General features: G+C 65.6%; 16 protein-coding genes. 9 read left to right on the top strand and 7 right to left on the bottom strand.

What is annotated here, in order from left to right; all coding sequences use genetic code 11:
- Window positions 1-355 precede the first annotated feature (355 nt).
- A complete protein-coding gene (locus tag AC07M8_RS15200) occupies window positions 356-1,258 on the bottom strand; it encodes a cupin domain-containing protein (RefSeq protein WP_495175165.1) in 903 nt (300 codons plus the stop codon).
- Window positions 1,259-1,349: 91 nt separating this feature from the next.
- On the opposite strand from AC07M8_RS15200, the gene AC07M8_RS15195 reads away from it, so the two are divergent.
- A complete protein-coding gene (locus tag AC07M8_RS15195) occupies window positions 1,350-2,096 on the top strand; it encodes an SDR family oxidoreductase (RefSeq protein ID WP_495175164.1) in 747 nt (248 codons plus the stop codon).
- A 392-nt stretch (window positions 2,097-2,488) separates the two neighbouring features.
- Here AC07M8_RS15195 and AC07M8_RS15190 read toward each other — a convergent pair whose 3' ends face one another.
- The 3 genes from AC07M8_RS15190 to AC07M8_RS15180 form a co-directional block, all read right to left on the bottom strand.
- The gene (locus tag AC07M8_RS15190) at window positions 2,489-4,108 is read right to left on the bottom strand and encodes an alkaline phosphatase D family protein (RefSeq protein ID WP_495175163.1); all 1,620 of its coding nucleotides are present in this window, start codon (window positions 4,106-4,108) and stop codon (window positions 2,489-2,491) included.
- Window positions 4,109-4,813: 705 nt separating this feature from the next.
- A complete protein-coding gene (locus tag AC07M8_RS15185) occupies window positions 4,814-5,449 on the bottom strand; it encodes a hypothetical protein (protein WP_495175162.1) in 636 nt (211 codons plus the stop codon).
- Between the two features lie 19 nt (window positions 5,450-5,468).
- Window positions 5,469-7,646: an alkaline phosphatase family protein gene (locus AC07M8_RS15180; protein WP_495175161.1), complete on the bottom strand. Its 2,178-nt coding sequence runs from the start codon at window positions 7,644-7,646 to the stop codon at window positions 5,469-5,471.
- 235 nt (window positions 7,647-7,881) lie between these two features.
- Between AC07M8_RS15180 and AC07M8_RS15175 the strand changes: the two genes are divergently transcribed.
- From AC07M8_RS15175 to AC07M8_RS15160, 4 genes are all read left to right on the top strand, one after another.
- Entirely contained in the window at window positions 7,882-11,115 is a 3,234-nt protein-coding gene (locus tag AC07M8_RS15175; protein ID WP_495175160.1) for an autotransporter outer membrane beta-barrel domain-containing protein, read from the top strand.
- A 193-nt stretch (window positions 11,116-11,308) separates the two neighbouring features.
- Entirely contained in the window at window positions 11,309-13,378 is a 2,070-nt protein-coding gene (locus AC07M8_RS15170) for a phosphocholine-specific phospholipase C (RefSeq protein WP_495175159.1), read from the top strand.
- 72 nt (window positions 13,379-13,450) lie between these two features.
- Entirely contained in the window at window positions 13,451-14,542 is a 1,092-nt protein-coding gene (locus AC07M8_RS15165; protein WP_495175158.1) for a POT-type proton-dependent oligopeptide transporter, read from the top strand.
- Complete coding sequence (locus AC07M8_RS15160) at window positions 14,536-14,802, top strand: hypothetical protein (protein WP_495175157.1); 267 nt, start codon at window positions 14,536-14,538, stop codon at window positions 14,800-14,802. The genes AC07M8_RS15165 and AC07M8_RS15160 overlap by 7 nt, the downstream gene beginning before the upstream one ends.
- Here the strand turns inward: AC07M8_RS15160 and AC07M8_RS15155 are convergent.
- Window positions 14,778-15,533: a DeoR/GlpR family DNA-binding transcription regulator gene (locus tag AC07M8_RS15155; protein ID WP_495175259.1), complete on the bottom strand. Its 756-nt coding sequence runs from the start codon at window positions 15,531-15,533 to the stop codon at window positions 14,778-14,780. The genes AC07M8_RS15160 and AC07M8_RS15155 overlap by 25 nt on opposite strands.
- A gap of 108 nt (window positions 15,534-15,641) precedes the next feature.
- Window positions 15,642-18,602 carry a TonB-dependent receptor gene (locus tag AC07M8_RS15150; RefSeq protein ID WP_495175156.1) on the bottom strand — a complete coding sequence of 987 codons (2,961 nt, stop codon included), beginning with the start codon at window positions 18,600-18,602 and terminating at the stop codon, window positions 15,642-15,644.
- A 511-nt stretch (window positions 18,603-19,113) separates the two neighbouring features.
- On the opposite strand from AC07M8_RS15150, the gene AC07M8_RS15145 reads away from it, so the two are divergent.
- Window positions 19,114-19,677 (top strand): RNA polymerase sigma factor, encoded by a 564-nt coding sequence (locus AC07M8_RS15145; protein ID WP_495175155.1) that lies wholly within the window; start codon window positions 19,114-19,116, stop codon window positions 19,675-19,677.
- Here AC07M8_RS15145 and AC07M8_RS15140 read toward each other — a convergent pair.
- Window positions 19,647-20,078, bottom strand: coding sequence for a hypothetical protein (locus tag AC07M8_RS15140; RefSeq protein ID WP_495175261.1), 432 nt, complete (start codon window positions 20,076-20,078; stop codon window positions 19,647-19,649). The genes AC07M8_RS15145 and AC07M8_RS15140 overlap by 31 nt on opposite strands.
- Between AC07M8_RS15140 and AC07M8_RS15135 the strand changes: the two genes are divergently transcribed.
- The 3 genes from AC07M8_RS15135 (at window position 19,962) to AC07M8_RS15125 (ending at window position 23,884) form a co-directional block, all read left to right on the top strand.
- Window positions 19,962-20,546 (top strand): FecR family protein, encoded by a 585-nt coding sequence (locus AC07M8_RS15135; protein WP_495175258.1) that lies wholly within the window; start codon window positions 19,962-19,964, stop codon window positions 20,544-20,546. The two genes, AC07M8_RS15140 and AC07M8_RS15135, sit on opposite strands and share 117 nt — an antisense overlap.
- Window positions 20,547-20,647: 101 nt before the next feature.
- Window positions 20,648-23,647 (top strand): TonB-dependent receptor, encoded by a 3,000-nt coding sequence (locus AC07M8_RS15130; protein WP_495175154.1) that lies wholly within the window; start codon window positions 20,648-20,650, stop codon window positions 23,645-23,647.
- An 81-nt stretch (window positions 23,648-23,728) separates the two neighbouring features.
- Window positions 23,729-23,884, top strand: coding sequence for a hypothetical protein (locus AC07M8_RS15125; protein ID WP_495175153.1), 156 nt, complete (start codon window positions 23,729-23,731; stop codon window positions 23,882-23,884).
- Window positions 23,885-23,922: the final 38 nt, after the last annotated feature.

Here is a 23,922-nt window from a genome sequence, read left to right as displayed (position 1 = left end):
GCTTGTGCCTTACGGAGCCGCTAAGCTCCGCGTAACGTCTTTTCCCGCCATCGCTTAGTTTGCAGCAACCCGTGGCGTTGACCCAATTCCGGCCGTTCACGCGCCTGCACCCGTTTGCCGAAACCGGTCATCTGTTCATCAGAGTGTATCGGCCGCTTTCGGGGCGTCGGCCCGCCGCTCAGAACGACTTGGATTGGGACGATGAGGCCGTTTCAAGTCCAGCGGGAAGGTCAGCGTTCGGCCGGGACGGGCATTTGTGAAGCCTCTCGTATCCCGAATAGAAACGAGCAAGCCCGATCGGGAGACGCCTGACAATTGTCAATTGTATGACTGAATAAAGCTGCCGTAACGATCCTTAGCCCACAGGATTAGCACGGGCATACACGCTTGGAGGCACGCCCACGTGGCGGGTGAAAGCGACGCTGAAGGTGCTGGCAGAGCCATATCCCACCCGCCGGGCGATCTGCGCGACCGTGCCATCGCGCAGACGCAGCAGATCCTTCGCAAGGATCATCCGCCAGTGCAGGAGGTATTCCATCGGCGACATGCCGACGGTTTGCCGGAAGCGATCGAAAAAGGCCGAGCGCGACATGGCGGAGGCCTTGGCCAAATTCGCGACCGTCCAGGACTCGGTCGGGTTTTCGTGGATGCGCCGTATCGCCATCGCCATGCGATCGTCCGCCAACCCCTTGAGGACGCCGCTCGGGCCCTGCGGCCCGCCGGACCGGAGCGCTTCGATGAAGAGCAACTCCATCAGCCGCGCCAGCACCGCGTCGCGCGCCGGGCGGATACCGTGATATTCTTGCACTGCGAACTGAATGAGCGCCGTCAGCCTACCCTCGTCGCGGGCATGGACGAGCGTCGGTAGCAGGCTCACTAGAAGCGCCGCGTCGGTCGAGCCGAAGGCGCAGTAGCCGATCAGCATGCGAACGTCCGGCTCGGCAGACAGATCGCCGATGCGGAAGACATTGGGCCGGATTTCGGTGGGCATGCAGGTAAGATCCGGCGTCGCCGCGGCGACAATGCTGGAGGAGGCAAAGTCGTAGGCCGCTGGAATGAGAACGAAGTCGCCTTGCTCCACTAGGATCGGCTCGGCGCCCTGCACCTCAAGCCGGATCGAACCCTGCAGCATCGCACAGAAGAATGGCCGGCCCTGCTCGGCGCGTCGGACGCGCCAGGCGCCAGCCCCCTCGACGAACTTCGAATACGAAAGGTCGGGCTGCAGCAGGCTTACCACCTGTGCGAGGGGATCGGTCATGTCTGGACGCTCGCTAACGATTTATAGACTTTCTATTGTAGAATGTCGCACGAGAAAATCTAATTCATAGTCTCCCACGACAGGAGACGTTATGCCCACCGTATTGATCACTGGATGCTCGTCAGGCTTCGGCCTCGAAACCGCCCATCTCTTCGCAGGACGCGGCTGGGACGTCGTCGCGACCATGCGGTCCCCGCGCGAGGATATCCTGCCCGCGTACGATCGTATCAGGGTCGTCGCGCTCGACGTGACCGACGCGTCGAGCATCGCGCGTGCCATCGAGGCGGCGGGGCCGATCGACGCGCTCGTCAACAATGCCGGCATTGGCTTTCTTAATGCCGTCGAAGGCACGCCGATGCAGGACGCTCGTGACATATTCGAGACAAACACGCTCGGTACCATCGCCATGACCCAAGCGGTGCTGCCGCAGTTCCGGGAGCGCCGGTCCGGAGTGATCGTCAACGTGACCTCCTCCGTCACGCTGAAGTCGCTGCCCTTGCTGTCGGTGTATACGGCCAGCAAGGCAGCGGTGAACGCCTTCACCGACGTCCTCGCACTCGAGCTGGAGCAATTTAACATCCGTACCCGCGTCGTGCTTCCCGGACGCGGGCCCGACACGCGGTTTGGCGACAATGCGCGGGCGCGGATGTCGGGCGGTTTTCCGCAGCCTTATACAGGAATGGTGCAGGAGGTTTTCGCTGGCTGGGAACAGGACACTGGGCCGGTTACCGCCTCGATCGATGTGGCCGAAGCCGTCTGGCAAGCGGTCACCGACGAGGCATCGGCAGCGCACATCCCGGCTGGGCGCGATGCGATAGCGCTGGCCAACGCGGGCTAACGCGAACTCCGGTGCGCTAACGCGCACCGGGCCCGGCATTCATCTTGAGCATAACGAAAGGCTGGTTTGGACGCCTCCCGGATAGGCCTTAACGGGGGTGACTGGCGCTTGCCGATCTTTGCTTCTATCGGACTGGACGACCGCCTCGTCAGCACTGGACAATTACCAGCGCGGATGTGGACGACTTGGCTTTGGTTGAGAGCCACCCCAGCAGCTCGGCGAGGTGACCCCAACGGGGACATTCAGAGCCAAACAGCCGCTCCCTCAACCAGCCATTCAGTCATGTTTGCACAGCTTGCTCACGTCGGTGGCGCAGGCAGCGGCTTTCCCAAAGGAGAGGGATCAGCCGAGATAGGTGGAAGCTCCGATGATGAAGGAGCGGCAACGCTCCCTTAGACCATCATGTGACGGTCCCGCATGACCGTCGCCGTATGCCCGACTGCGGCCGACGCTGTCCGCTTTTTGACAGTGTCTACCATGATCCAGTCGTTGGTGACCCGATCTGACGCGATCGTCAGCGCCATGTAGCCGCGCCGCGACGTGTCGCACCATTTCAGCTCCGGATTGCCACGGACGAGCACAGCCGCGACGGTACGCGGATCGGTGCCGAGGCCGCCCTCGTAACCAGGTGAGGTCACGCTGTGACCGGAAAACTCGACCGCAGCGGGGCGTCCATCCTGTGCCAGATCGTAGCCCCAGGCATTGTGGCTATCGCCGGATATAACAACGGTGTTGCCGCCAAGCGCCTGGACGGAGCGGAGGAAACGGGTACGCGCTGCCGGGTAGCCACCCCAATTGTCGAAGTTAAACGGCAGACCTGCCCTACCCGCGGCGATGCCGTTCTCGACATACCCGCGAGCCCGAGCATTGGAGCCGCCCAGCCACCCTGCCGCCTCGGCGGGCATGACGGTCTGCCCCATGACCGTGCCGAAGCCGACGATTTGCCATGGCCGGCCACTCCTTACCGAGACGCGCATCGCGTGTGAGAGCCACACCTCCTGCTGGCTGCCCATCATCGTCGCGCCCGAGTCCATCCAGGGTCCGTCGCGGAAAGCTTTCAGCGCGGCGGCAGGATCAGCCTGCTTGAACAGCGGTGCGATGTCAGGCTGCTGCGTGCGCGCGAGCAGCCGCGTCTCGGTTCGGAACAGGGTCCCCAAGCTTCCGATATCATATGCCTTCCACGGCTCGTCGGAGACCGGCATCCATTCGCGGTATGCTTGGATGGCGGCCGCACGGCGCGGGTTCCAGTCCCCCTCAGTTGCGGGGTCGTGATTTTCGGCACCGCTTTCCCAGCTGTCATTGGCGCTCTCGTGATCGTCCCACTGCGCGATCATCGGAAAGCGCGCGTGGAGCGCTTGGAGATCAGGATCGGCGCGGTAGCTGGCGTAGCGCAGCCGATAGTCGGCGAGGTGGATGGTCTCGTTGGCGGGCAAGGGCACGCGGCCGGGGACGGCGACCGCCGCAGGCGGGTAGTTGCCGGTCGCATACTCGTAGAAATAGTCGCCGAGATGGACCACGCAGTCGAGATCATCGCGCATCGCGGCGTGGCCGTAAGCGTTGAACCAGCCGAAGCCCATGTTGGAGCAGGAGAAGATCGCCGCGCGCCAGGGGCGCATGCCGTCGGCCGGCAGCGTTCTTGTGCGGCCCACGGGCGAGAAGCTGCCGTCCGGCGCGATGAAGCGGTAATAGTAGCTGCGACCCGGTGCCAAGCCTTCGACGGTAATCTTAGCCGTGTGGTCGCGCCAGGGTCCGGTGATTTGCGTGCCGCCTGCGACGACGCGCGCGAACGCCGACGTCTCTGCGATCTCCACTCGCAGTTCCGCATGCCCGCCGCCTGCAGGTACGTATCTGGTCCACAGCAGCACCGAGTCCGCGGCAGGTTCGCCGCTGGCCACCAAATGGGTGAAGCCGGTGGCTCCGCCGATCACCGCGCCCCCGGCAAATCCTGGAATGGCGGCACTGCCCAGCCCCAGCATGGCGGTCGTGACGAGTGAACGGCGGTTGATGATCATGGCAGTCTCCCGATCCTGCAACCGGCTTGCACCGTTTATGTTGAAGCGCTGTGACAATGAGCCTCGGTTCCAGCATCGGAAGCGATCGCCGAGTGCGCGGAACAGAGTTGTAAGATGCTCCGTGTCCATCTTGAGAGGAAAAGCGCACCGTCCATTATTTAGCTGATTTCGAGTAGACCAGAAATGACAGGTCGCCTGCGTGCAATTGTCGCGTGTGCCCTCGGGGTAGCTTGACATCCCGCTCAAGCTCAAGTGTGACAAGTTCCTGCGCAGCTGGAGTGAGACGGCGCCAAACGTCCACTGCCTCGTTCAGCCTCAGAGTGACAACGGGTTTTCCCTGAGACAGGAACAAGACGGACGTTGCCAACGTCGTCGTCGGCGAAATCATTATTCATCCTAGCTGCTTAGGTCGGCACCTGCCTCCCTCGTGTAGCAAGCTGCGTTGCGATATCACAGTGATGACGTTTACCGTGGTGGCACAGCCTCACTGTCGGCCATGCCGCGACGGCGACAACGGAAGCCGTAGCTATCGGCTAGGTACATGCCTCGAGCTGATAAATCCATGTTCGGCCGCGAGAGCAGCATGCCGGTGGTGACGGCCGGACCCAATCACCATCGACAAGTTTGAAGAGCGACACGGGCGTAGAAAAAAAACAACTCCTGCGAACGATCCTGCAGACAGGAATGCTGGCCGCAATGACCTGACTAGTCGTTCTGAATGTCTCGCGTTGCGTCATCGTGGATGAAGCCGCGGTCATTTGCTTGGAAAACCCCGCGGTTGAAGTTGGATTGATCTATCGATTCAACCCGCCAGATCGGGTGACCAGGCCCGCTTGCGATCAGCAGCGGCACGGCGTTCACGCGGTCCCAGCAGATCGACGTGGTCCGTTCAGCTTCCTTAAGATCGTACCACCGGCAAGCTGCCGGTGTTTTCGGCATGAGCGTGAGCGGGGAGCGTGTGACCAACCGATAGCTACCCTTAGGGTGGCGAAGGCCGTGCGCCAGATCGAACCAGTCGGTAAAATTTCCGATCCGGTACAGGCTGGCGCGATCGACATGCGTGCTGGTGTGCTTGCGCGGGTCGATCACCTGCATGGCAAAATCGGCGGTGCGTGGGTTGTGGCTGACCAAGGTGGTCACGCGCCCGTCGGTTACCCGCTTGAGCCGGGCCGTGCCGTCGCGCCAGATCTCCAGGCGATGGATGCCATCGCCGGTGCGGTACATCACCTTATAGTGAAGCTGGCGCGGCTCTTTGGCGGTCGCGAACACGGTGTCGAAGTCGAGCGAGGGCGGCGCCGCGCCCAGCGCCGGCGCCGCCACCGTGGCGGTGGCGAGCGCCACCTCCACCGCGATGATCCGCTTACTGGCGCTGCGCACGGGCGAAGTCGAAGTAGCGGTAGGTCTTGCCGTCGACGGTCAGGTCCTTGACCTGGAGCAGCACAGTGTAGGTCCCGCGCGGGAACACCGGATCCGGCGTGCCGCCGGTCGGATCGGTCGGCACTTCGAAGCGCAGCCCGGTCGCGCTGCTGGTGGGGGCGACCGACGAGGCCGCTACCGTTGGCGTGGCCTTGCTGGCCGGCGTGGCCAGCGCCTCGTTGATCACGCGGCCATCGGCCTGCGGCATCGAGAGGCCGAGCAGATAGGCGACGGTCGGCGCAACGTCGACATTGCCGGTCGGCGTGGTCAGCACCGCCGCCTTACGGAAGGATGGTCCCGCCGCGATCAGCGTGTTGTGGACGTCGGTGGTGCCGAAGCTGCCGTGCATGCCGCGCTGGCCGCCGACGCTCTCGAATTCGATGCCGGTCTTGCCCTGCACTGTCACCATCTCGTCGGAGGAGAAGCTCACCACCACGTCGGGCTGGCCGTTGCCCTTGCGCGCGGCATTCTCAAGGTTGACCTGGCTCATCTGCAGCGTGCCCGGGATCTGGCCGTAGCGGCTGTCGACGAAGATCGCGCCATATTCCTCGCGCTGCTGGAGGAAGCGGACCAGGTTGGCGATCGTGGTCGCATCATGGCTCGGCACGTAGAAGTAATCCGAGCCGCCGTTAGCGGCGACGACGATGCCGTTGGCCGGCAGGCTGCCCGGTGCGGGCACGCGGAAGCTGGCGACCGGGCTGGCCAGCGTCGACGAGATCGCCTGATAGTTGGTGTTGGCGGCGCCGCACAGCGTGCCGGTGGTGTCGCGGCGCAGCGGTATCGTCGGCGTACCATTGGCCTTGAGGCCGTACATCGCGCTGGTCGAGCAGCCGGCGCCATCATAGGCCTTAAAGCCACGATAGGTGAGCAGATCGGCGGAGCGGACGTCGCCCGAGAAGCTGAAGCCGTTGGCGCTCACCGCCCCGAGCGTGGCGGCACTGGTACCGCTGGTCGAGCCGTTGACGGGCGCACCGTTGGGTGCGGTCGCGGACGGCGTGATCGCGCGCAGCGGGTAGAGCGACAGCGGTCCCGACACGGTCGAATGGGCATGATCGGAGACGACGACGATGTTGGTCGAACCATCGATGCCTTGCGCGCGGAGCGCGGCCATCAGTTCGCCGAGGCGGGCATCCTGCGACCGCAGGCCGGCGCGGACGTTGAAAGTGCCCGGCCCATAGCCGTGCTCGACGTTGTCGGGGGTGCGGAACCAGATGAGCGAGAGCATCGGGTTCTTCTTGGGCAGGATGTAGTTGGTGAAGGTGGCCATCATAAATTTGTTGGCGGCGTCCTCGGGAGCTCCTTGCGTGGTGTCCGAGGAATCGCGGGCCGCGACGGTGAGCGCACCGGCCGGATCATAAGCGGTGGTGTTGAAGGTGACATAGCCGGCGCGCGCCGTCGGGTTGCCGTTGCCGGCCGCGAGCGTGACCGCGTCGGTGCCGGTATAGCCGTTCACCGTGTTCGCGGGCAGCGGGATGCCGGCGGTTTGCAGCTCGGTCGCCAGGGTGCGCGGCTGCACCGTATTCTCGTCGAGGAACAGGCCGCCCTTGCCGAGATCCTGAATATAAGCCGCACCGCTCTTGCCGATGGTCGCTGTGGTCATGCCGGCAGCCTGCGCCGTGGCGAACAGGCTCTTCACCAGCAGCAACTGGCCGCCATAATAGCTGTTGAGGGTGTTGAGCACCTGATAGTCTTCGGTGAACACCGGATCGACATAGTCTTGCGCCGTGCCGGCGGCGCTGTTGCCAGCGGGGATGGTGTTCCCGTTGCCCTGCGGCGGCGTCCAGAAGGTGTTGCCGTAGAAGCCGGATGTCTTGGGGAAGGAGCCGGTGGCGAACGACGAGCCGTTCATCATCGTGAAGGTCGGATAGGTCGAATGATTGTCGGGGAAGCTGACGCCCGCCTGCTGGAGCGCGTACAGGTTCGGCGTGTCCGCCTGCGTAACGTCGTCAGGACGCAAGCCGTCCCAAACGAAGATGATAGTCCGGGTCGCTGCCTGGGCCGTGGGGGTCGGCGTCGCCGTTGGGCTGGGTGCGGGCGTGGGTGAGGCGCCATTGTCGTCATTACAGCCCGCCAGCAGCGCCGCGGACGCGCACAGGGCAAACAACGTATCGCGTATCTTCATCGGCCGGAGCTCCACCCTGTCGTCGGCGCCACGCCAGCAACATTACGTAACAGCGCGTAAGGGTGGTGCGTGACGCATCTGTGACGATGCCATGAAGGAGATGTTGCGCCGAACGATTTGGTAAATACACGTGCAATTGCCGTCATCTCCGTCACCGGATTGTCACCGATCCGGCCTAGCCAGCCGCCTGGAACTGCAGCGGATCGATCCAAGCCGCGCGGATGAGGGGCAAGTCATGATTAACACTGCGCGCACTCGGACCGCCTTGTTGACGGCTTCGGCAATGGGGCTGGCATCGGCAAGCCTGCTCTCCGCCTCGCCGGCGTTCGCGCGATGCGTCACCACGGCGGCCAACACCGTGGTCTGCGATGCAGCCACGCCCAACCCCGACACCGCACAGCAAAATGCGGGGACTATTACCGTCGGTCCCGGCGCCGCGATCACCAGTGCGAGCAACCCTGCCGTGACCGAGACGGGGACGGTGATCGCCATCACCAACTCGGGCACGATCAGCTCCACCGCCGCCGGTGGCCGTGCGATCAACGTGTCCGGCTCGAACAACGCGCGCACCATCACCTTGGTGAACAATGCCGGGGCGACGATCACCAGCCAGGACGATGCGTTTCGCGTCAACATCAACCCGACAGGCGGCAGCATCCGCGTCGACAATTACGGCACGATCCAGACCACCGCCGGGGGGCAGGCGCTCGACTTCGACGCGGCCGGCTCGGGCGCCGCGTCGATCGTGATCAACAATTATGCCGGCGCGTCGCTGCGGTCGTTCGGGCAGGACGGCATTCGTCCAGGGCAAGGCGCCGTCGTCACCAATGCCGGCACCATCTATGCCGATGGGGCGGCCAATAACAGCTATGACGGGATCGATTTTCAGGCGAACAGTGGCACCGTCAACAACCAGGCGGGCGGGCTGATCTCCGGTCTGCGCCACGGCATCACCAGCGATGCCGGGGTGACGGTGACGAACGGCGGCACGATCCAGGGCCGCAACGGCTCCGGCGTCGGCTCGGACGGCACCGGCACGGTGACCAACACCGGCACGATCACCGGCGCATGGGATGGCGTGGCCACCAACGGCGACGGCGATGGCGTCGACATCGATCTGGTGGCGACCATCGTCAATTCAGGTACGATCCAGGGGCTCAGCGCTACGGGGGTGGACTCGGGTGGGCGACCGAACTCGGCCGAGGGGATCGCGATCGGCGGCGGGTCGGTCACCAACAGCGGTACCGTGTTCGGCGCCGGCAACGGTATTCTCGTCAACCTCGACACCAATCCGGGTGGCGCGGCGGTTGCCGCGACGACGATCACCAACAGCGGCGTGATCCGCGGCGGCACAGGCTATGCCGTTCAGCTGGTCGGCGCGTTCAACGACGCGATCACCAACAGCGGCACGATCACTGGCGGGACGCTCGGCGCGGTCGACATGGGCGCGGGCAACGACACGCTGATCAACACCGGATCAATCACCGGCGCGGTGAACCTCGGCGACGGCAACGACGCGCTCACCAACGCGGGCACGATCACCGGTAACGTCAGCCTCGGCGCCGGCGACGATACGCTTACCTTGCTACCGGGGTCGGTCATCGCGGGCACGCTCGATGGCGGCGCCGGGAACGACATCGTGACGCTTGGCGGCACCGGTACCGGCAGCTTCGCCGGCGGGTTCAATTTTGAGCGGCTCGATGTCGCCAGTGGCACGTGGACGCTGGGCGGCAATGCCACGGTCCCTGCCCTGACTACAGTTGCCCCGGCGGCGACGCTGGTCGGCACCACGACCAATCTCACCGGTGCCCTGGTCGATCGCGGCACGGTGCGGATCGACCAGACTTTCGATGGCACGTTCACCGCCAATCTCACCAGCACCGGTGCCCTGATCAAGGCCGGCACGGGCAGCGTGACGATCGGCTCGCTGCCGGGCTTCTCGGGCGCGACCAATCTGCTGGCCGGCCGCCTCATCGTGCTGGGCAGCGTCGGCTCACCGGTAACGGTGAGCGGCGGCACGTTGGCCGGCACCGGATCCGTCGGCAGCGTATCGGTGTTGTCGGGCGCCACCATCTCGCCCGGAGTCAATGGCGTCGGCACGCTGACTGTAGCCGGCAACCTCATCCAGGCGGCGGGCTCCAGCTACGCAGCCAATATCAGCGGTGCGACCAGTGACCTGCTGCGGGTCGCCGGCTCCGCAACGATCGGGGCCGGTGCCCAGCTCGTCGTCACCGGCAGCACCGGCACGGCCGCGATCGGGACGCGCTACACGCTGATCAGCGCCGCCGGCGGCATCACGGGCAGCTACACTTTGGTCCAGCCGACCGCGGGCGCGACCGAGCTGCGCGCCGGGCAGAACGCCGGCGCTTACTACGTCGACCTGGTGCGCAGCGCCGCCGGCCTGTCCTCCTTGGCCGTCACCGGCAACCAGGTGGCCGTCGCGGGTGCCTTCAGCCGCCTCGGCGCAGCCAATGGCGCCTATGCGGCCCTGACCGCTGCGCCCGCTGACGCAGCCGTGGCGCCGGGGCTCGATCTGCTATCGGGCGAGATCCACGCATCGCTTCGCACCGCCGCGGTGCGCGATGTCGAGCTGGTCCAGCAGGCGGTGCTGAGCCGCGCGCGCGAGCACAATGCGGGCATCGGCATCTGGGGGCAGTTCGTCGCCAATGCGGGCCAGGACGACGGCGCCCGGTCGCTCGGCATCGCCAAGCAGCAGCGCGACACGCTTGGCGGTGCCGGCGGCATCGACGCCGCGATCGGCGGCGCGGCAACGATCGGCCATATCGGCATCGCCGGCGGTTATACCCGCGACAACGTCAATCTTGACGCGCGGGCAAGCAGCGCGCGGCTGGAGGGCAAGCACGTGCTCGCTTATGCCGGCGGCGCGTTTGAGGGCGTGTCGGTCAACGCCGCGGTTGGCTATAGCTGGCTCGACAGCAACACCCGCCGCGCGGTGACCTTCGACGGGTTCGGCGACAATCTGCGCGCCGACTATCAATTGCACATCGTTCATGCGGTAGCCGAGCTGGGCTATGCCCTCCCGCTCGGGGGCGGGACCATCGAGCCCTTCGTGAGCGGCGCCGCTTATCGCGTGTCGAGCGACGCCTTCGACGAGCGCGGCGGGGCGGCAGCTCTGCACGGCGCAGCCACGCATCAGAGCTTCGCGGTCAGCTATGTCGGCGCGCGGGTCACCACGCCGATCGTCGAGGGGCTGATGGTCAAGGGTAGCGCCGCCTGGCGGCACGGGTTCGACGACCACCGCTATGGCACCGCTACCTTGTCCTTCGCAAACGCGGCCGTGCCGTTCACGGTTGTCGGCGCCCCCCTATCGCGCAATGCGGCTACCGCTAGCCTCGATCTGGTCTGGGCGCCATCGGACCGCATCCGGATCGCGGGTGGCTATGAAGGCGTGATCGGCAACCAGACCGTGGATAATGGCGCCAAGGTAAGCGTTTCCCTCGGCTTCTGACCAGGTAAAGACACACGATCCACATTCGGCCATTCAGCGCTACGAGATAAGCAGAGCCTCGCGGCTTTGTTCATTTAGATGCCGGTAAATTGCACCAGATTGAGCAAGCTTCTCAGATCCTGTTTTCGTCACATCCCTTGCACATCAATCGGCTAGCTGCGTTGAGCACGCCACGCGCGGCGGCCAGGAGACAATGGTGCCGATCGACCGTAGAACCTTTCTTCGCAGCGCTTCCGGGGCGGCGGCTGCCGGCGGCGCACCTGCCCGTGCCCTACAGCGACTGGCTGCGCAGGGCGGGATTGGCGACATCGAGCATGTCGTCATCCTGATGCAGGAGAACCGCTCGTTCGATCACTATTTCGGCACCTTGCGCGGGGTGCGCGGCTTTGCCGATCCACGCCCCGTCACCTTGCCGGGTGGCAAGCCGGTGTGGGCGCAGCGCCGCGCCGACCGCGATGGTGGGCAGATCGCCTGGCCGTTTCGGCTCGATTACACCAGCAGCAACGCGCGCTGCTTCACCGGGCTTGATCACAGCTGGAAGGACAGCCAGGCGCGCTGGCGCAACTGGGACGTGTGGGCTGACCAGAAGGGCGCGCTGACCATGGCGCACCTCACCCGCGCCGATATCCCTTTCTACTACGCGCTGGCCGACCAGTTCACCCTCTGCGACAGCTACCACTGCTCGTTGCAGGGCCCCACCGGGCCGAACCGACTTTATCATTTCACCGGCACCAACGGTCTCAGCGTCGGCCAGGAGGGCGTCTATTGCGTCACCAATGGCGGCACCGATGCCAATCCCGGTGCCGACATGGCCAAGGACGATGCCAGCGACGGGCTACCGTGGCGCACCTATGCCGGGCGATTGGAAGAGGCCGGGATCAGCTGGAAGCTGTACCAGGAGCTCGACAATTATTCCGACAATCCGCTCGGTTACTTCAAGGAATTCCGCAAGCTCGATCCCGCCTCGTCGCGCTATCGCCGCGGCCGGGCCTATGTCGATTGGATCGACGGGGTGGCGCCCGCGGATCCGGCGAAGACGCAGGCGCGCCACCTGATCGCGGCGTTCGCCGCCGACGTCGCCGCGGACCGGCTGCCGGCGGTGTCGTGGATCGTGCCGCCGATGGCGATGAGCGAGCATCCCGACGCGCCCGTTCCCTTCGGCGAGGTGCTGATCAGCAGCCTCGTCGCCGCGCTCGCGGCGCATCCTAAAATGTGGGCGAAGACCGCGTTCATTCTCAACTATGACGAGAATGACGGCTTCTTCGATCATATGCCCGCGCCCGTGCCGGGGACCGCGCCACGCTACGGCGCCAGCAACGTCGACGTGCGCAGCGAAACCTACGAGAACGAGCCGGTCGGCCTCGGCCCGCGCGTGCCGATGATGGTGATCTCGCCGTGGACGCGGGGCGGCTGGGTCAATTCCCAGCTGTTCGACCACACGTCGGTGATCCGCTTTCTCGAAAAGCGGTTCGGCGTGATGGAGCCGAACATCTCGCCGTGGCGGCGTTCGGTGTGCGGCGACCTCACCTCGATGTTCGACTTCGACGTGCCGGCGAAGGCGCGGCTCGACACCAGCTGGGCGCAGGCCCTGCCCTCGGTCGCCAACTATTTCGCCGAGACCGAGCAGTTGTGCGCCACCGCGCCGCCACCGCCGATCGCCAAGAGCATCGGCGTTCCCGCCCAGGAGCCCGGCACCCGCCCGGCGCGGCCGCTGCCTTATCGCTTCGCGGTCGAGCCGCGCTGGTCGGGCGCTGGCCTGAGCTTGCGCTTCGTCAACGATAGCCCGGTCGGGATCGTGCTCGGCGTGCAGGATGAAGTGGCATTTCCCGGCTGGCGCTATTTCACCATCGCCGCCCAATCGCGGCTGGAGGAAGCCTGGCTGTTGCCGCGCGACCGACCCCACGCGATCGTGGTGCGCGGCCCCAACGGCTTCTACCGCGACTTCCGCGGCGACGGCGGCGTGCCCGGCATCGAGGCGGCGGTGGTATGGCGCGAGGATGGCACGGCGGGCACGCTGCAGCTCGCCAATCGCGGCGATCGAGCGGTAGCGCTGGAGATGCATTGTGCCCATCGCGGCACCCGCGAGCAGATGACGCTCGCCGCGGGCGCCGAGACGCAGCGCCCGGTGATGGCGCCCCGCCACGGCTGGTATGATTGGCTGCTGAGCGCGCCGGGTGCGGTGCAGATCCGCCTTGCCGGTCATGTCGAGACCGGCCGGCCGGGCGTCAGCGAACCCGCACCGGCGTTCCCCCACCCCGCCTGAGTTCGCCTGTCCCACTGTCATCAACCTGTTGCGGAGCATGGCTAGAGGCGCCCCTCAGCGGGGACGGGCGACATGGTATCGAGCGACGGCGCGGCAGCAGACGTCAACATCGTGGATCGGCGCTTTCTCGCATTTGCAGGGATGGAGTTCTGGGAGCGTTTCGCCATGTATGGCGTCAAATCGCTGCTGGTGCTCAGCCTAATCGATCGCGTGCTGGCGGGCGATCTGTCGCACGTCATCGGCGCGACGACCTTTCGCGATGCGAGCGCCGCGATGTTCGGCTCGGCGTCGCGCGCGGCGCTGGCCTCGCAGCTCTACGGCTATGCCAATGCGCTGATCTACCTCGCGATTCCCGTCGGCGGCTGGATCGGCGACCGGGTCGGCGACCGGCGCGCGATGGTCACGGGCGGCGCGATCGGCATGCTGCTCGGCCTGGCGATGATGCTGAGCGACCGCAGCTTTCTGATCGGGTTGATCCCGTTCGCGATCGGCACCGGCGTGCTCAAGGGCAATCTGTCTGCCCAGCTCGGATTGCTGTTTCAAGACGAGGCGCAGCGCCGCCGGGGCTATACGATCTACCTCGGCTTCCTCAACGCCGGCGTGATCGGCGGCCCGCTGGCATGCGGGGCATTGGCGACCTTCGTCGGCCCGGTCAGCGCGGTCGCCGCCGCTGCCGCGGCCGTTGCCGCGGGGCTGATGATCTACCGTCTCGGCGCGATCCAGGATGCCACGACCGAACCGGTCGCCGGCACCCCGCCCGATATCGGGCCAGACGCTCCAGCCTCCACCACCATCCTCGTCGTAGCGCTGGCCGCCGTCTATCTGTGCTTCGCCGCCTATGAGCAGCTCGGCAACGTCTTCCTGGTGTGGGCACGCACCCGGGTCGACCTGCAGCTGGCGGGCTGGACGATGCCGGTCGGCTGGTTCCTGTCACTGGACGGCGTCGTCACGCTGGCGCTGATCGCGGTGTTCCAATGGGCGATGCAGGCGCTCGATCGCCAGGGCATGAGGCTCGGCGCGATGACGCAGATCGCGCTTGGCGGGCTGCTGTGCGCGGCTGGTATCTGGTGCTGGCGATCGGCAGCGCCACCGCCGGAGCCTTGCCGCTGCCGCTGCCTTGGGCGCTCTGCTATCTGCTGCTGGTCGACGCTGCGATCGTGCTGATCTGGCCTGCCGGCCTCAGCCTGATCGCGGGCTGCGCGCCGCGCCGGCAGATCGGGCTGTGGATGGGCCTATTCTACCTTCACGGCTTCGTCGGCAATCTGTGGGCGGGCGTCAGCGGCGTCTATGTCGATCGCATGGCGGCGGTGGATTTCTGGCTGCTCCATGCCAGTGTCGCCGGTGCCGGCGCATTGATGGCGCTGGTCGCGGGCATGCCGCTGATGCGCACCCGAGAGCGTCAGGCGATCACGACCTTGGCGTGAGCGAACGCCCGCGCGTAATTGTCCTCCAGCGGCTGATCTGTGACGAGGATGTCGACTTCGTCCAGCGTTGCGGTCTGGACGAGCGCGTAGCGGCCGAACTTGGAGGCATCGGCACAGAGCAGCACCTGCTTGGAGGTGGCATAAGCGATGCGGCTCATCGCGGCCTCGCCAGGATGGAAGTCCATCAACCCGCGCTCGACGCTGATCCCACCGACCGAGAGGATCGCGAGATGCGGCGTGAAGCCGCGGACATAATCCTGCGCGACATGATCGGAGAAGGCGCGGTAATCGTAATCCATCTGCCCTCCGGCGAGGAACAGGCGGTTGTTGTTGATGCCGCCGAGATCGCCGGCGACGCGCAGCGAATTGGTGATCACGGTCAGCGAGCGCCGCTCGAGCAGCTCCCGGGCGATGAAGCAGCTCGTGGTGCCGGAATCGATGAAGAGGATCGCGCCGTCGGGCACCAGCTCGGCCGCGGCGCGAGCGATGCTGAGCTTGGCGTCGGCATTCTCCTCCATCCGCTGGTGAAGCGGCCCTTCGTGGACCGGTGCCACCATGCGCGCGCCGCCATGCTCGCGGATGATCACGCCCTGCTCCTCCAGCGCACGGAGTTCGCGGCGGATGGTCTCGTCGGAGACGTCGAGATCGGTGGCCAGCGCCGTTACCGACAGCGATCGGCCGCTGCGCAGCCGGGTCATGATCTCGCGCTGGCGGTGTGATCGCTTCTCGATGGTGCCCTCCTTGGTTGTGCGTTTCGGCCGTGTCGCGCCGGCGCACGGGTTTATTGCAGGCAGGATGCGCCGGGGCCAGCCCGCAAGGCCGGCCCCGACAACACAGGGTCAGAAGCCCATCCGGGCGGTCAGCCGCATCGAGCGCGGCTGCTGGTAATTGACCGGCGAGCGGTAATCGGAATTAGCCGAACCATCGCTCAATTCACCGAAGTTGTTGTACGATGTCACCGCGTCGCTGTTGAACAGGTTGAACACGTCGAGCCGGATCGACGCGTCGAGCACACCCGGCAGCGGCAGGTGGACGGTGGCGCTGACATCGATCTGGGTCAGCCAGTCGCCGGTGAACGCGGTGCCCCGCGGGATCAGCTGGCCCTGACAATAATAGCCATAGCCATGATAGGTGTTGGCATAGGCATCGACGCTGACCGGCACCGCGCCGATACAGCTGTAGTGTTCGGGCGATTGCAGCACCGCATTGGCGCCGAGGTCGAGCGCCTCGAACACGCGATAGCTGCCATAGGCCTTGAAGCTGTGGCGCCGATCGTTGGGCAGATAGCCATAGGCGCCGTTCTCGAAGCCCGGTGAGTCGAAATCGGCGGTCCGGTTGATCGCCAGCTGGCCGTTCTCCGAGCGGACCCCGCCCTCGTAATTGCCCTTGTCGAACGCCAGCGTGTACGAGCCCGACAGGCTCCACCTTTTGTCGAAGGTGCGATCGAAGGTCAGCGTCAGCGCGTTATAGTTGCGGCTCGGCTTGGGATAGCCGAGGTCGGATGCCTTGAGTGTCACCGTCGGGGTGGTGCCGTCGGGCAGCTTGTTGATCTGCACCGTCACGTCCTTACCCGGATTGGCGATGACGAACTGGCTCCCGCCCGGATAGGCCGCCTGACACGCAGCCGCGGTGAAGCCCACAGTGACGCAATAGGCCCGAGCCCCCGCATCGATCGACATGTCCTCAATGATGTTCTTCAGCTCGCGGTGGGTAAAAGACACACCGATCCGCACATGGTCGCCGAACTGGTGCTCGCCGCCGATGATGAACTCATTGTCCGACTGCGGCTTGATGTTGGTCGCGATCGCGCCGGCCGGGTTGAACGCCGATCCGTCCGCCGAGACCTCGCAATTCCGTATCCCGGTATCGGGGCAGGCGCTGGTGTTGACCACCGACAGGATCGGCGTGCCCGCGACCGGGATGTTGCCCGCGCCGTTCACCCCGGTGAACAGATTGTAGCGGGTGTACGTCACCAGGCTGCCGGCGACGTTGAGGTTGATGTCGCCCGCCATCGGCAGATAATATTGCGAATAGGAGCCGAAGATCTTGGTGCGGCCGTCGCCGAGCGGATCGAACGACGCGCCGACGCGCGGCGCCCATTGGTTGCCCGACTCGAAGAAAGACTTGCCGTTCACGCCCTGGTTGCTGAAGCGATCGTTGCGCACGCCGATGTCCAGCCGCAGGCGGTCGCCGAGCAGCGACCATTGATCCTGCACGTAAAACGCCTCGTTGCGGACATGGGCGATGCCGTTCTGCGCGTAGACCCGGGTGGTATAATATTGCGTGCCGACCGGCAGGCCGAGCCGCGCCGCGGAATCGGCAGTGACGGCATAGATCTTGTACGCGCCGTCGCCGATCGTCTGATAGGTCTGCGACTGGGTGTCCTTCTCGTGATCATAGCCGATGCGAACGTGATGCGAGCCGAGCAGGTGGAACTGGAGATCGGCATCGCCGCGGTAGAATTTTCGCTCGTCGTCGGTCTGGCTGAAGGCGTCGGTCACCTTGTTGAGGCCGATCTGGATGCCGGCCGGGTCTGTGCGGTAATCGATTACCTGGGGATTGGTGGTGTCGAGCGGCACGTTGCCCGAGCGCAGCTTGTTGACGCCATAGGCACCCGACAGGGTGAGCCAGGGCGTGAAGGTGCCGGTGTAGCGGCCGACGTAATTGACGCCGCCCGCGCGCGCATTGGTGCCGCCGGTCTTCGCGCCGAGCGTGTCGGTGGTGCGATCCCAATCGTAGCTGCGGTTGCGGGTGTCGTTGGTCGTATCGAAATAGGTGAACTCGAAGTGATGATCGCCGGTGATGTAGCCGTCAATCTTGCCGCCCCAGAACGGGCTGGCGTTGGTCGACCCGGTGGCATTGTCCTGGTTAGCCGCGGGCGTCATCGTCTCGATGTCGCGCAGGTTGTAGAGGCCATAGACGAACAGATGGTCCCTGATGATCGGGCCGCTGGCCTGGAAGATCGCTTCCTGACGGCTCGCCGTGGCATGGCGATAATCGGTGGTGCGGGTCGAAGGCGAACTGTCGCGCAGCGCGTCCGGCTCCCAGATGCCAGTGACGCTGGCATGATATTCGTTGGACCCCGATTTGGTGGTGGCGACGACATAGCCACCGGTGGCGCGACCGAATTCCGCGGGGGCGCCGCCAGTCTTGACCTCCACCGTCTCGTAGAAGTCGAACGGCACCTCGGTCGGCTGGCCGCCCGAGACGAAGTCGGTGACGTTGAGGCCGTTGATGTAGAAGGCGTTCTCGGTGAAGGCGGCGCCGGCGATCGACACCTGACTGGCAAAGCCGCCGTTTGATGGCGACGATCCCTGCACCGTTCCGGGCGTGAGCAGCATCACGTCGCGCAGCGACCGCCCGATCGGCACACGCTGGGTCAGCGACGCCAAATTGATCGTGCTGCCGACGGTGGTGTCCTGGAAGTCGGCAACGCGCTGGCGTGAGCCCTTTACGACGATGTCGGCCGCCTGTGATGCTGGCGCCAGGCGGAAGCTGTTGGCGCCGCCGGTCTCGCGGGTGAGGGCTATTCTGGCTTCGGTGTAGGGGGCAAAACCCGCCGCAGTAATGGCAACATCGTAATTGCCCGGCGCGAGCTGCGGAATGGTATAGGCGCCGGTTGCGTTGGTCATCACCGTGCGGCTCACGCCCTTGTCGGACGAGGTGATCTTCACCTCGGCATCGGGGATTGGCTGGCCGTCCTGCGTTGTCACCCGCCCGGATGCGGCGATGTTGGTATAGTCTTGCGCACTGACCGGCACGGCCGACACGACGACCCCCGCGGCGGTTGAGCTAAGCATCAGCAGCAGGCGCGCGACAGCGCGCGCCGAAAGTCGCGTGGAACGAAGCATGGAAGCCCCCCAGAAGGATGTCATTGGCATCGGGATGTCCCGCGCCACGACCGAGCTGCTAATCCTCGACTGTGGAGCTTCTGTGACAAATGCGCAGATTATTCACATACGGAGGTGATTGTAGGATGCGAGGCGGGGGAGGAAGTCGAGACTATCGTTCCACTCTCTCGGTCGATCAGCATGCTCCTGCCCCGCTCTGCGGTGCGGTGCGGTGCGGTGCGGTGCGGTGCGGTGCGGTGCGGCAGCGCGAAAACGATACTCCAGACGTCGTCTTCAATTTTCTTTGAGGTTCGTCGAGGCTCAAGACGCCAGGCAAGCACTGGGTTTGGCACTTCATCTTTATCATCTCAATCGCGAACACGCGCGCTGCTCTACCAGGGCCAGATGCCTGGCGACCTGTCATCCCCGCTTCACGATAACCGCCTAGGGCCGCGTCTGGTCGCAAGCGGCGGGGGGCGTGGTGAGCAGCGAAGCGAGATATTTCGACACGGTGAGCAACTATGGGGCGGCCGATCATACCTTGGCGCTCCAGCTCCCGGATGCCACTCTGCGTAGGGCGCTGCACGCGTTCGTCCATGGCCGCCTCGGCCACCACGCCGACGGCGACGATGTCGTGCAGGAGACCTATGTCAGACTGTTGAGCTACCAAGCCGCGAGCCAGGTCAGCAACGTCAGGGCGCTGTGCTTCGCGATCGCGCGCAACCTGCTGCTCGATCATCACCGATCGCTGCGCCGCACCGCGCCGGTAGCGCTCGACGACGACATGATCTGCCCGCTGCCGACGGCGGATCGCGTCGTCGCTTTCCGCCGGGCGGTGGAGATCCTCGGCCTCGCGCTGGAACGGATGCCGCCGCTCCGCCGCGAGATCTTCCTGCGCAAACGCCTCGATGGCCTCCGCACGCTCGCCATCGCCACCAGCCTCGACATGAGCACGGCAGCTGTCGAAAAGCATGTCGTGCGCGCCTTCCGCGATCTGCGCTCCGCGCTAGCTCGTCACGGCTTCACCATGGAGGGCGGAGCTTGATGGCGGCGCAGGAAGCAGATGCCCGCAAGCCGCTGGCGGTCGATGAGGCAGCGCTTACCGTCGCCCTGCATGAAGCGGCCATGCGCTGCGGCAGATTGAGCGACGATCAGGTCCGCGCATTGCGGGCTCGACGGCGCGCAGTGGCCGCCGGCGGGGGCGTCGTCACCGCCGCTGCCGCCGCCTTGCTGGTCGTAGGCCTGACCTGGCACCCACCGGCCCCGAGCAAGGCGACGGTCTGGTCTCGCGTCCTCGCCACCCGGGCAGGCCAGCGAGGCAATCTGCGCCTGGTTGACGGTTCCACCGTCAGGCTTAACGGCGGTACGCGCGTGGTGCTCGTCTATACTGCCGATCGCCGTACCGCGCGCATGATCACCGGGCAGGCCTTCTTCGACGTTCGCCATGATCCCGCCCGGCCGTTCGTCGTCTCCGCCGGCGGCGCCGAGGCGCGCGTGCTCGGTACCGCCTTCGATCTCGATCTCACCCGGCGGCAGGTCGCCCTCGCCGTCTATCGCGGCGCCGTCGGCTTCGAGCCCGCCGGCCGGTCGCGCGGCGTGGTGGTGCGGGCCGGCTATCGCAGCGCCATTCGCGGCGAGACGGCAACCAGCCCCACCCCTTTCGACGCGTCGCTGCCCGATTGGCGCCAGGGATGGATCGACACTGCCGGCATGCGCCTTGATGACCTCGTCGAGGTGCTCGATCGCCAGGGTTCCGTCAGGATCGCGGCGCCGTCCGGGTCGCTGGCGGCGGTGAAGATCGTCGGACGCTTCCGTACCGATCATCCGCGTGCGCTGCTCGCCGCGATCGGCCAGGGCTTCGGCTTCACCGTGGTCGACGGCGCCGAGGGCGTGACGCTGCAGCGCGTTCGCTGAGATCGCTCCGCCGCCGCGGAAAAAAACCATGTCCGGATGTCATCGCGCCGATCGTCTTCCGCTCGGTGGCGCATGGGAGCGCCGATTGGGGGACAATCAGCATGAAGCGGTTTCGTGGGGCGTCTGCATTTACCTTGGCGGCGCTGGCCGTCGCCGCACCCGGTGCGGTGCGGGCGCAGGCGGCGGGCCAGACGGCCAGACCGCTGGCGTTCGCCATTCCGGCGGGTAGCCTCGGCGCGGCGCTATCAGCCTATTCCAACGCAACCGGCCTGCAGGTGATCGCCTCCCCCGAGCTCGTCGACGGGCGGCGGACCAGAGGCGTCAGCGGCCGTCATAGCGCGCAGGCGGGTCTCGCCGCCCTGCTCCGCGGCACCGGGCTACGCTCGGTGACGAGCAACGGTGTGCTGGTGCTCCGCCCCGAGCGGGCGCGCCCCGCCCGGGGGGCCGAACGGGTCATAGCCTCCGCCGCCCCGATGGCCGTCGCCAGCGACCTTGCGCCCGACAGCGTCCAGGGCCCCAACGACATCGTCGTCACCGGTTTTCGCGGCAGCCTGCTTGCCGCGCAGGAGCTCAAGCGGCGCGCGGTCGGCACCGAGGACAACATCCTTGCTTCTGACATCGCCGCCTTCCCCGACCTCAATCTTGCCGAGGCGCTGCAACGCGTCCCCGGCGTAACGATCAGTCGCGACACCGGTGAAGGGCGGCAGATCACCCTGCGCGGCCTTGGGCCGGACTTCACCCGCACCCAGCTCAACGGCATGGAGGTGCTCGGCAACACCGCCTCGGGCATGGACAATCGCGGCAACGTCAGCCGCACTCGCGGCTTCGACTTTAGTCTGTTCGCCTCCGAGCTGTTCAACCGGGTGAGCGTCCAGAAGAGCTTCGCTGCCAACCAGGACGAGGGCGGCATCGCCGGCACCGTCCAGCTCAACACCGCCCGTCCGTTCGACTATGACGGTCCGCGCATCGTCCTGTCCGCCAAGGGGCAGGTCAACACCAATGCCGATGGCGTGACGCCCCGCATCGTCGGGCTGTTCTCGCAGCGCCAGGGAGACTTCGGCGCGCTCGTCTCGGTCGCTTATTCCAAGATCCGCAACAACGAATATGGCTACCGCAACTGGAACTGGGGCAAGGTTACCTACGGCGCCGCCAATATCGGCCCTGAGATCGACGCCGCCACCCGTTCGCTGCTTCGCGGCGGCACGATCTTCGCCCCCCAGGCACAGTCGCCGTCCAGCTGGTACACCGATCGCGAGCGGATCGGGGTCACCACCGCGCTGCAATATCACCCCGGCAACCGCTTCAAGCTCGATGTCGACCTCCTCTATGGGCGGCTGTCCGACGATCGCGACGATTGGGCGATTGCCGCGGGCGGCTACAATGCGCTGACCGGCAACGTCAGCGGCACCCAGGTAATCCACGCGGCCACCATCGAGGGCAACTCGCTGGTGGCCGCGAGCTATACCGGGATCGACCAGCGTACCGAGCACCATCACGTCCAGAACCACACCAATTTCTATCAGGCAGTAGCCAACGCCAGCTGGGACGTCGCCGACCGTCTCAAGGTCAACGCCCTGGGCGGCTATCAGAAGTCGAGCTTCGCACAGCCGGTGTTCGACAAGGTGTTCATGCAGGCGCGCAACACCGCCTTCAGCTTCGACATGCGCCCGACGATCCCGGTCAACAGCTACGGCTTCGACCTCACCAACCCGGCCAACTGGAACGTGCAGCGGCTGGTGGCGCAGGAAAATACGATCACGAGCGATTACACCAACGGACAGATCGAGGCGGTCTACGAGCTAACCCCCATCCTCAAGCTCGAGGCGGGCGGCGAGTACAAGCGCTTCACCAACGCCGGCTATCAATATCTCACCAATACCTTCTACGGCACCCAGGCGACGAACGACCGCGCGGTGCCCGATGCGCTCAAATACGTCATCAACCGAGACAGCCTGATCCCTTATGTCGGCGGCGACATCGACGCGATCTACGCGCTGCTTGGCAACAACCCCGACCTGACCCGCGCCAACCTCACCGCCGGCAGCGACTTCAGCATCAGCGAGAAGACCTGGGCGGGCTTCGGCCAGCTCGATCTCGACACCACCGTCGGCGCGATGCGGCTGCGCGGTAACGCCGGCGTGCGCTACTATCGCACCGATCTCGTCTCCACCGGGTCGCTCGCGGCGGCAGCCAACGGCGTCACCACACTGCAGCCGGTGACGGTGCGGACGTCGAACGACGCCTGGCTGCCGGCGATCAACGTCGCGCTCGATCTCACCCCCAAGCTCATCGCCCGCGCCTCGGCTAGCCGCAATCTCAACCGGCCCGGTCTGCCCCAGCTCGCGGCAGCGGGAACGCTGACCACGGCGCCGTTCGGCGGCACCGTGTCGCTCGGCAATCCCTATCTCCAGCCTTATCGCTCCACCTCGGCGGAAGGCGGTCTCGAATATTACATGGACCGCAACGGCTTCGCCTCGGTCGGCTTCTTCTGGAAAGACCTAGACAGCTTCATTACCTCCGAAACCTCGCAGGTGCCCTATAGCGCCACCGGCTTCCCGCTGTCGCTGCTGCTCCCCGGCCAGGACGGCACCACGCCATACAACTACACCCGCCCGATCAACAGCAAGGGCGCGAGCATCAGGGGCGTCGAGGCAGCCTTACAGCACGACTTCACCTTCCTGCCGGCGCCGTTCGACCACCTTGGGCTGGTCGCCAACGGCACCTGGATCGACGGCGATCAGACAGCTGTGTTCAACGGCATCGAGCAGAGCATCCCGCTCTACAATCTCTCCAAATGGGCCGCCAACGCCACCCTGTACTTCGAGACCGAGAAATATGGCGCCCGCATCTCAACCGCCTATCGCAGCCGTTACCTGACTGGTGCGGGTAGCAACGCCAACGTCGGCGAAGGCATCCGCCCAACCAACAACGTTGACTTCCAGCTCCACTTCAACCCGACGCGCAACATCCGCCTCGTGGTGGAGGGCATCAACATCACCAATCAGGCGATCGAGCAGTTCACCGACATGAAGGCGGACCGCACCCTGGTCTACACCACCAGCGGCCGCACCTTCACCTTCGGCGTGACCACCAGCTTCTGATCGCCCCCGTCTCCACCCGTCGCGCTGTGCGGCGGGCAAGAGCTTGTGCCGCGTACCCACCCATCTTCCCCGGGAGATCTTATGAACAGCCATCTTTCAAGCGAATGCCTTGCGCGTGAAGACGAGCACCAGCTGTCCAGCAGCACCGGCACCCACCGCCGCACCTGGCGGACCGCCGCCGCCGCGGCCTGCCTGTTCCTAGGGTCAGGACCCATTGATGTGAGCGTCGCGATCTGATTCAGGCTCCGCGAGGAGACCGGGATGAGCGACCTGTT

It is taken from the genome of Sphingomonas sp. GW821-FHT09E03, from assembly GCF_059416225.1.
Note: the sequence above shows the minus strand (reverse complement) of the source record. Positions and strands in the feature narration are given on the sequence as shown.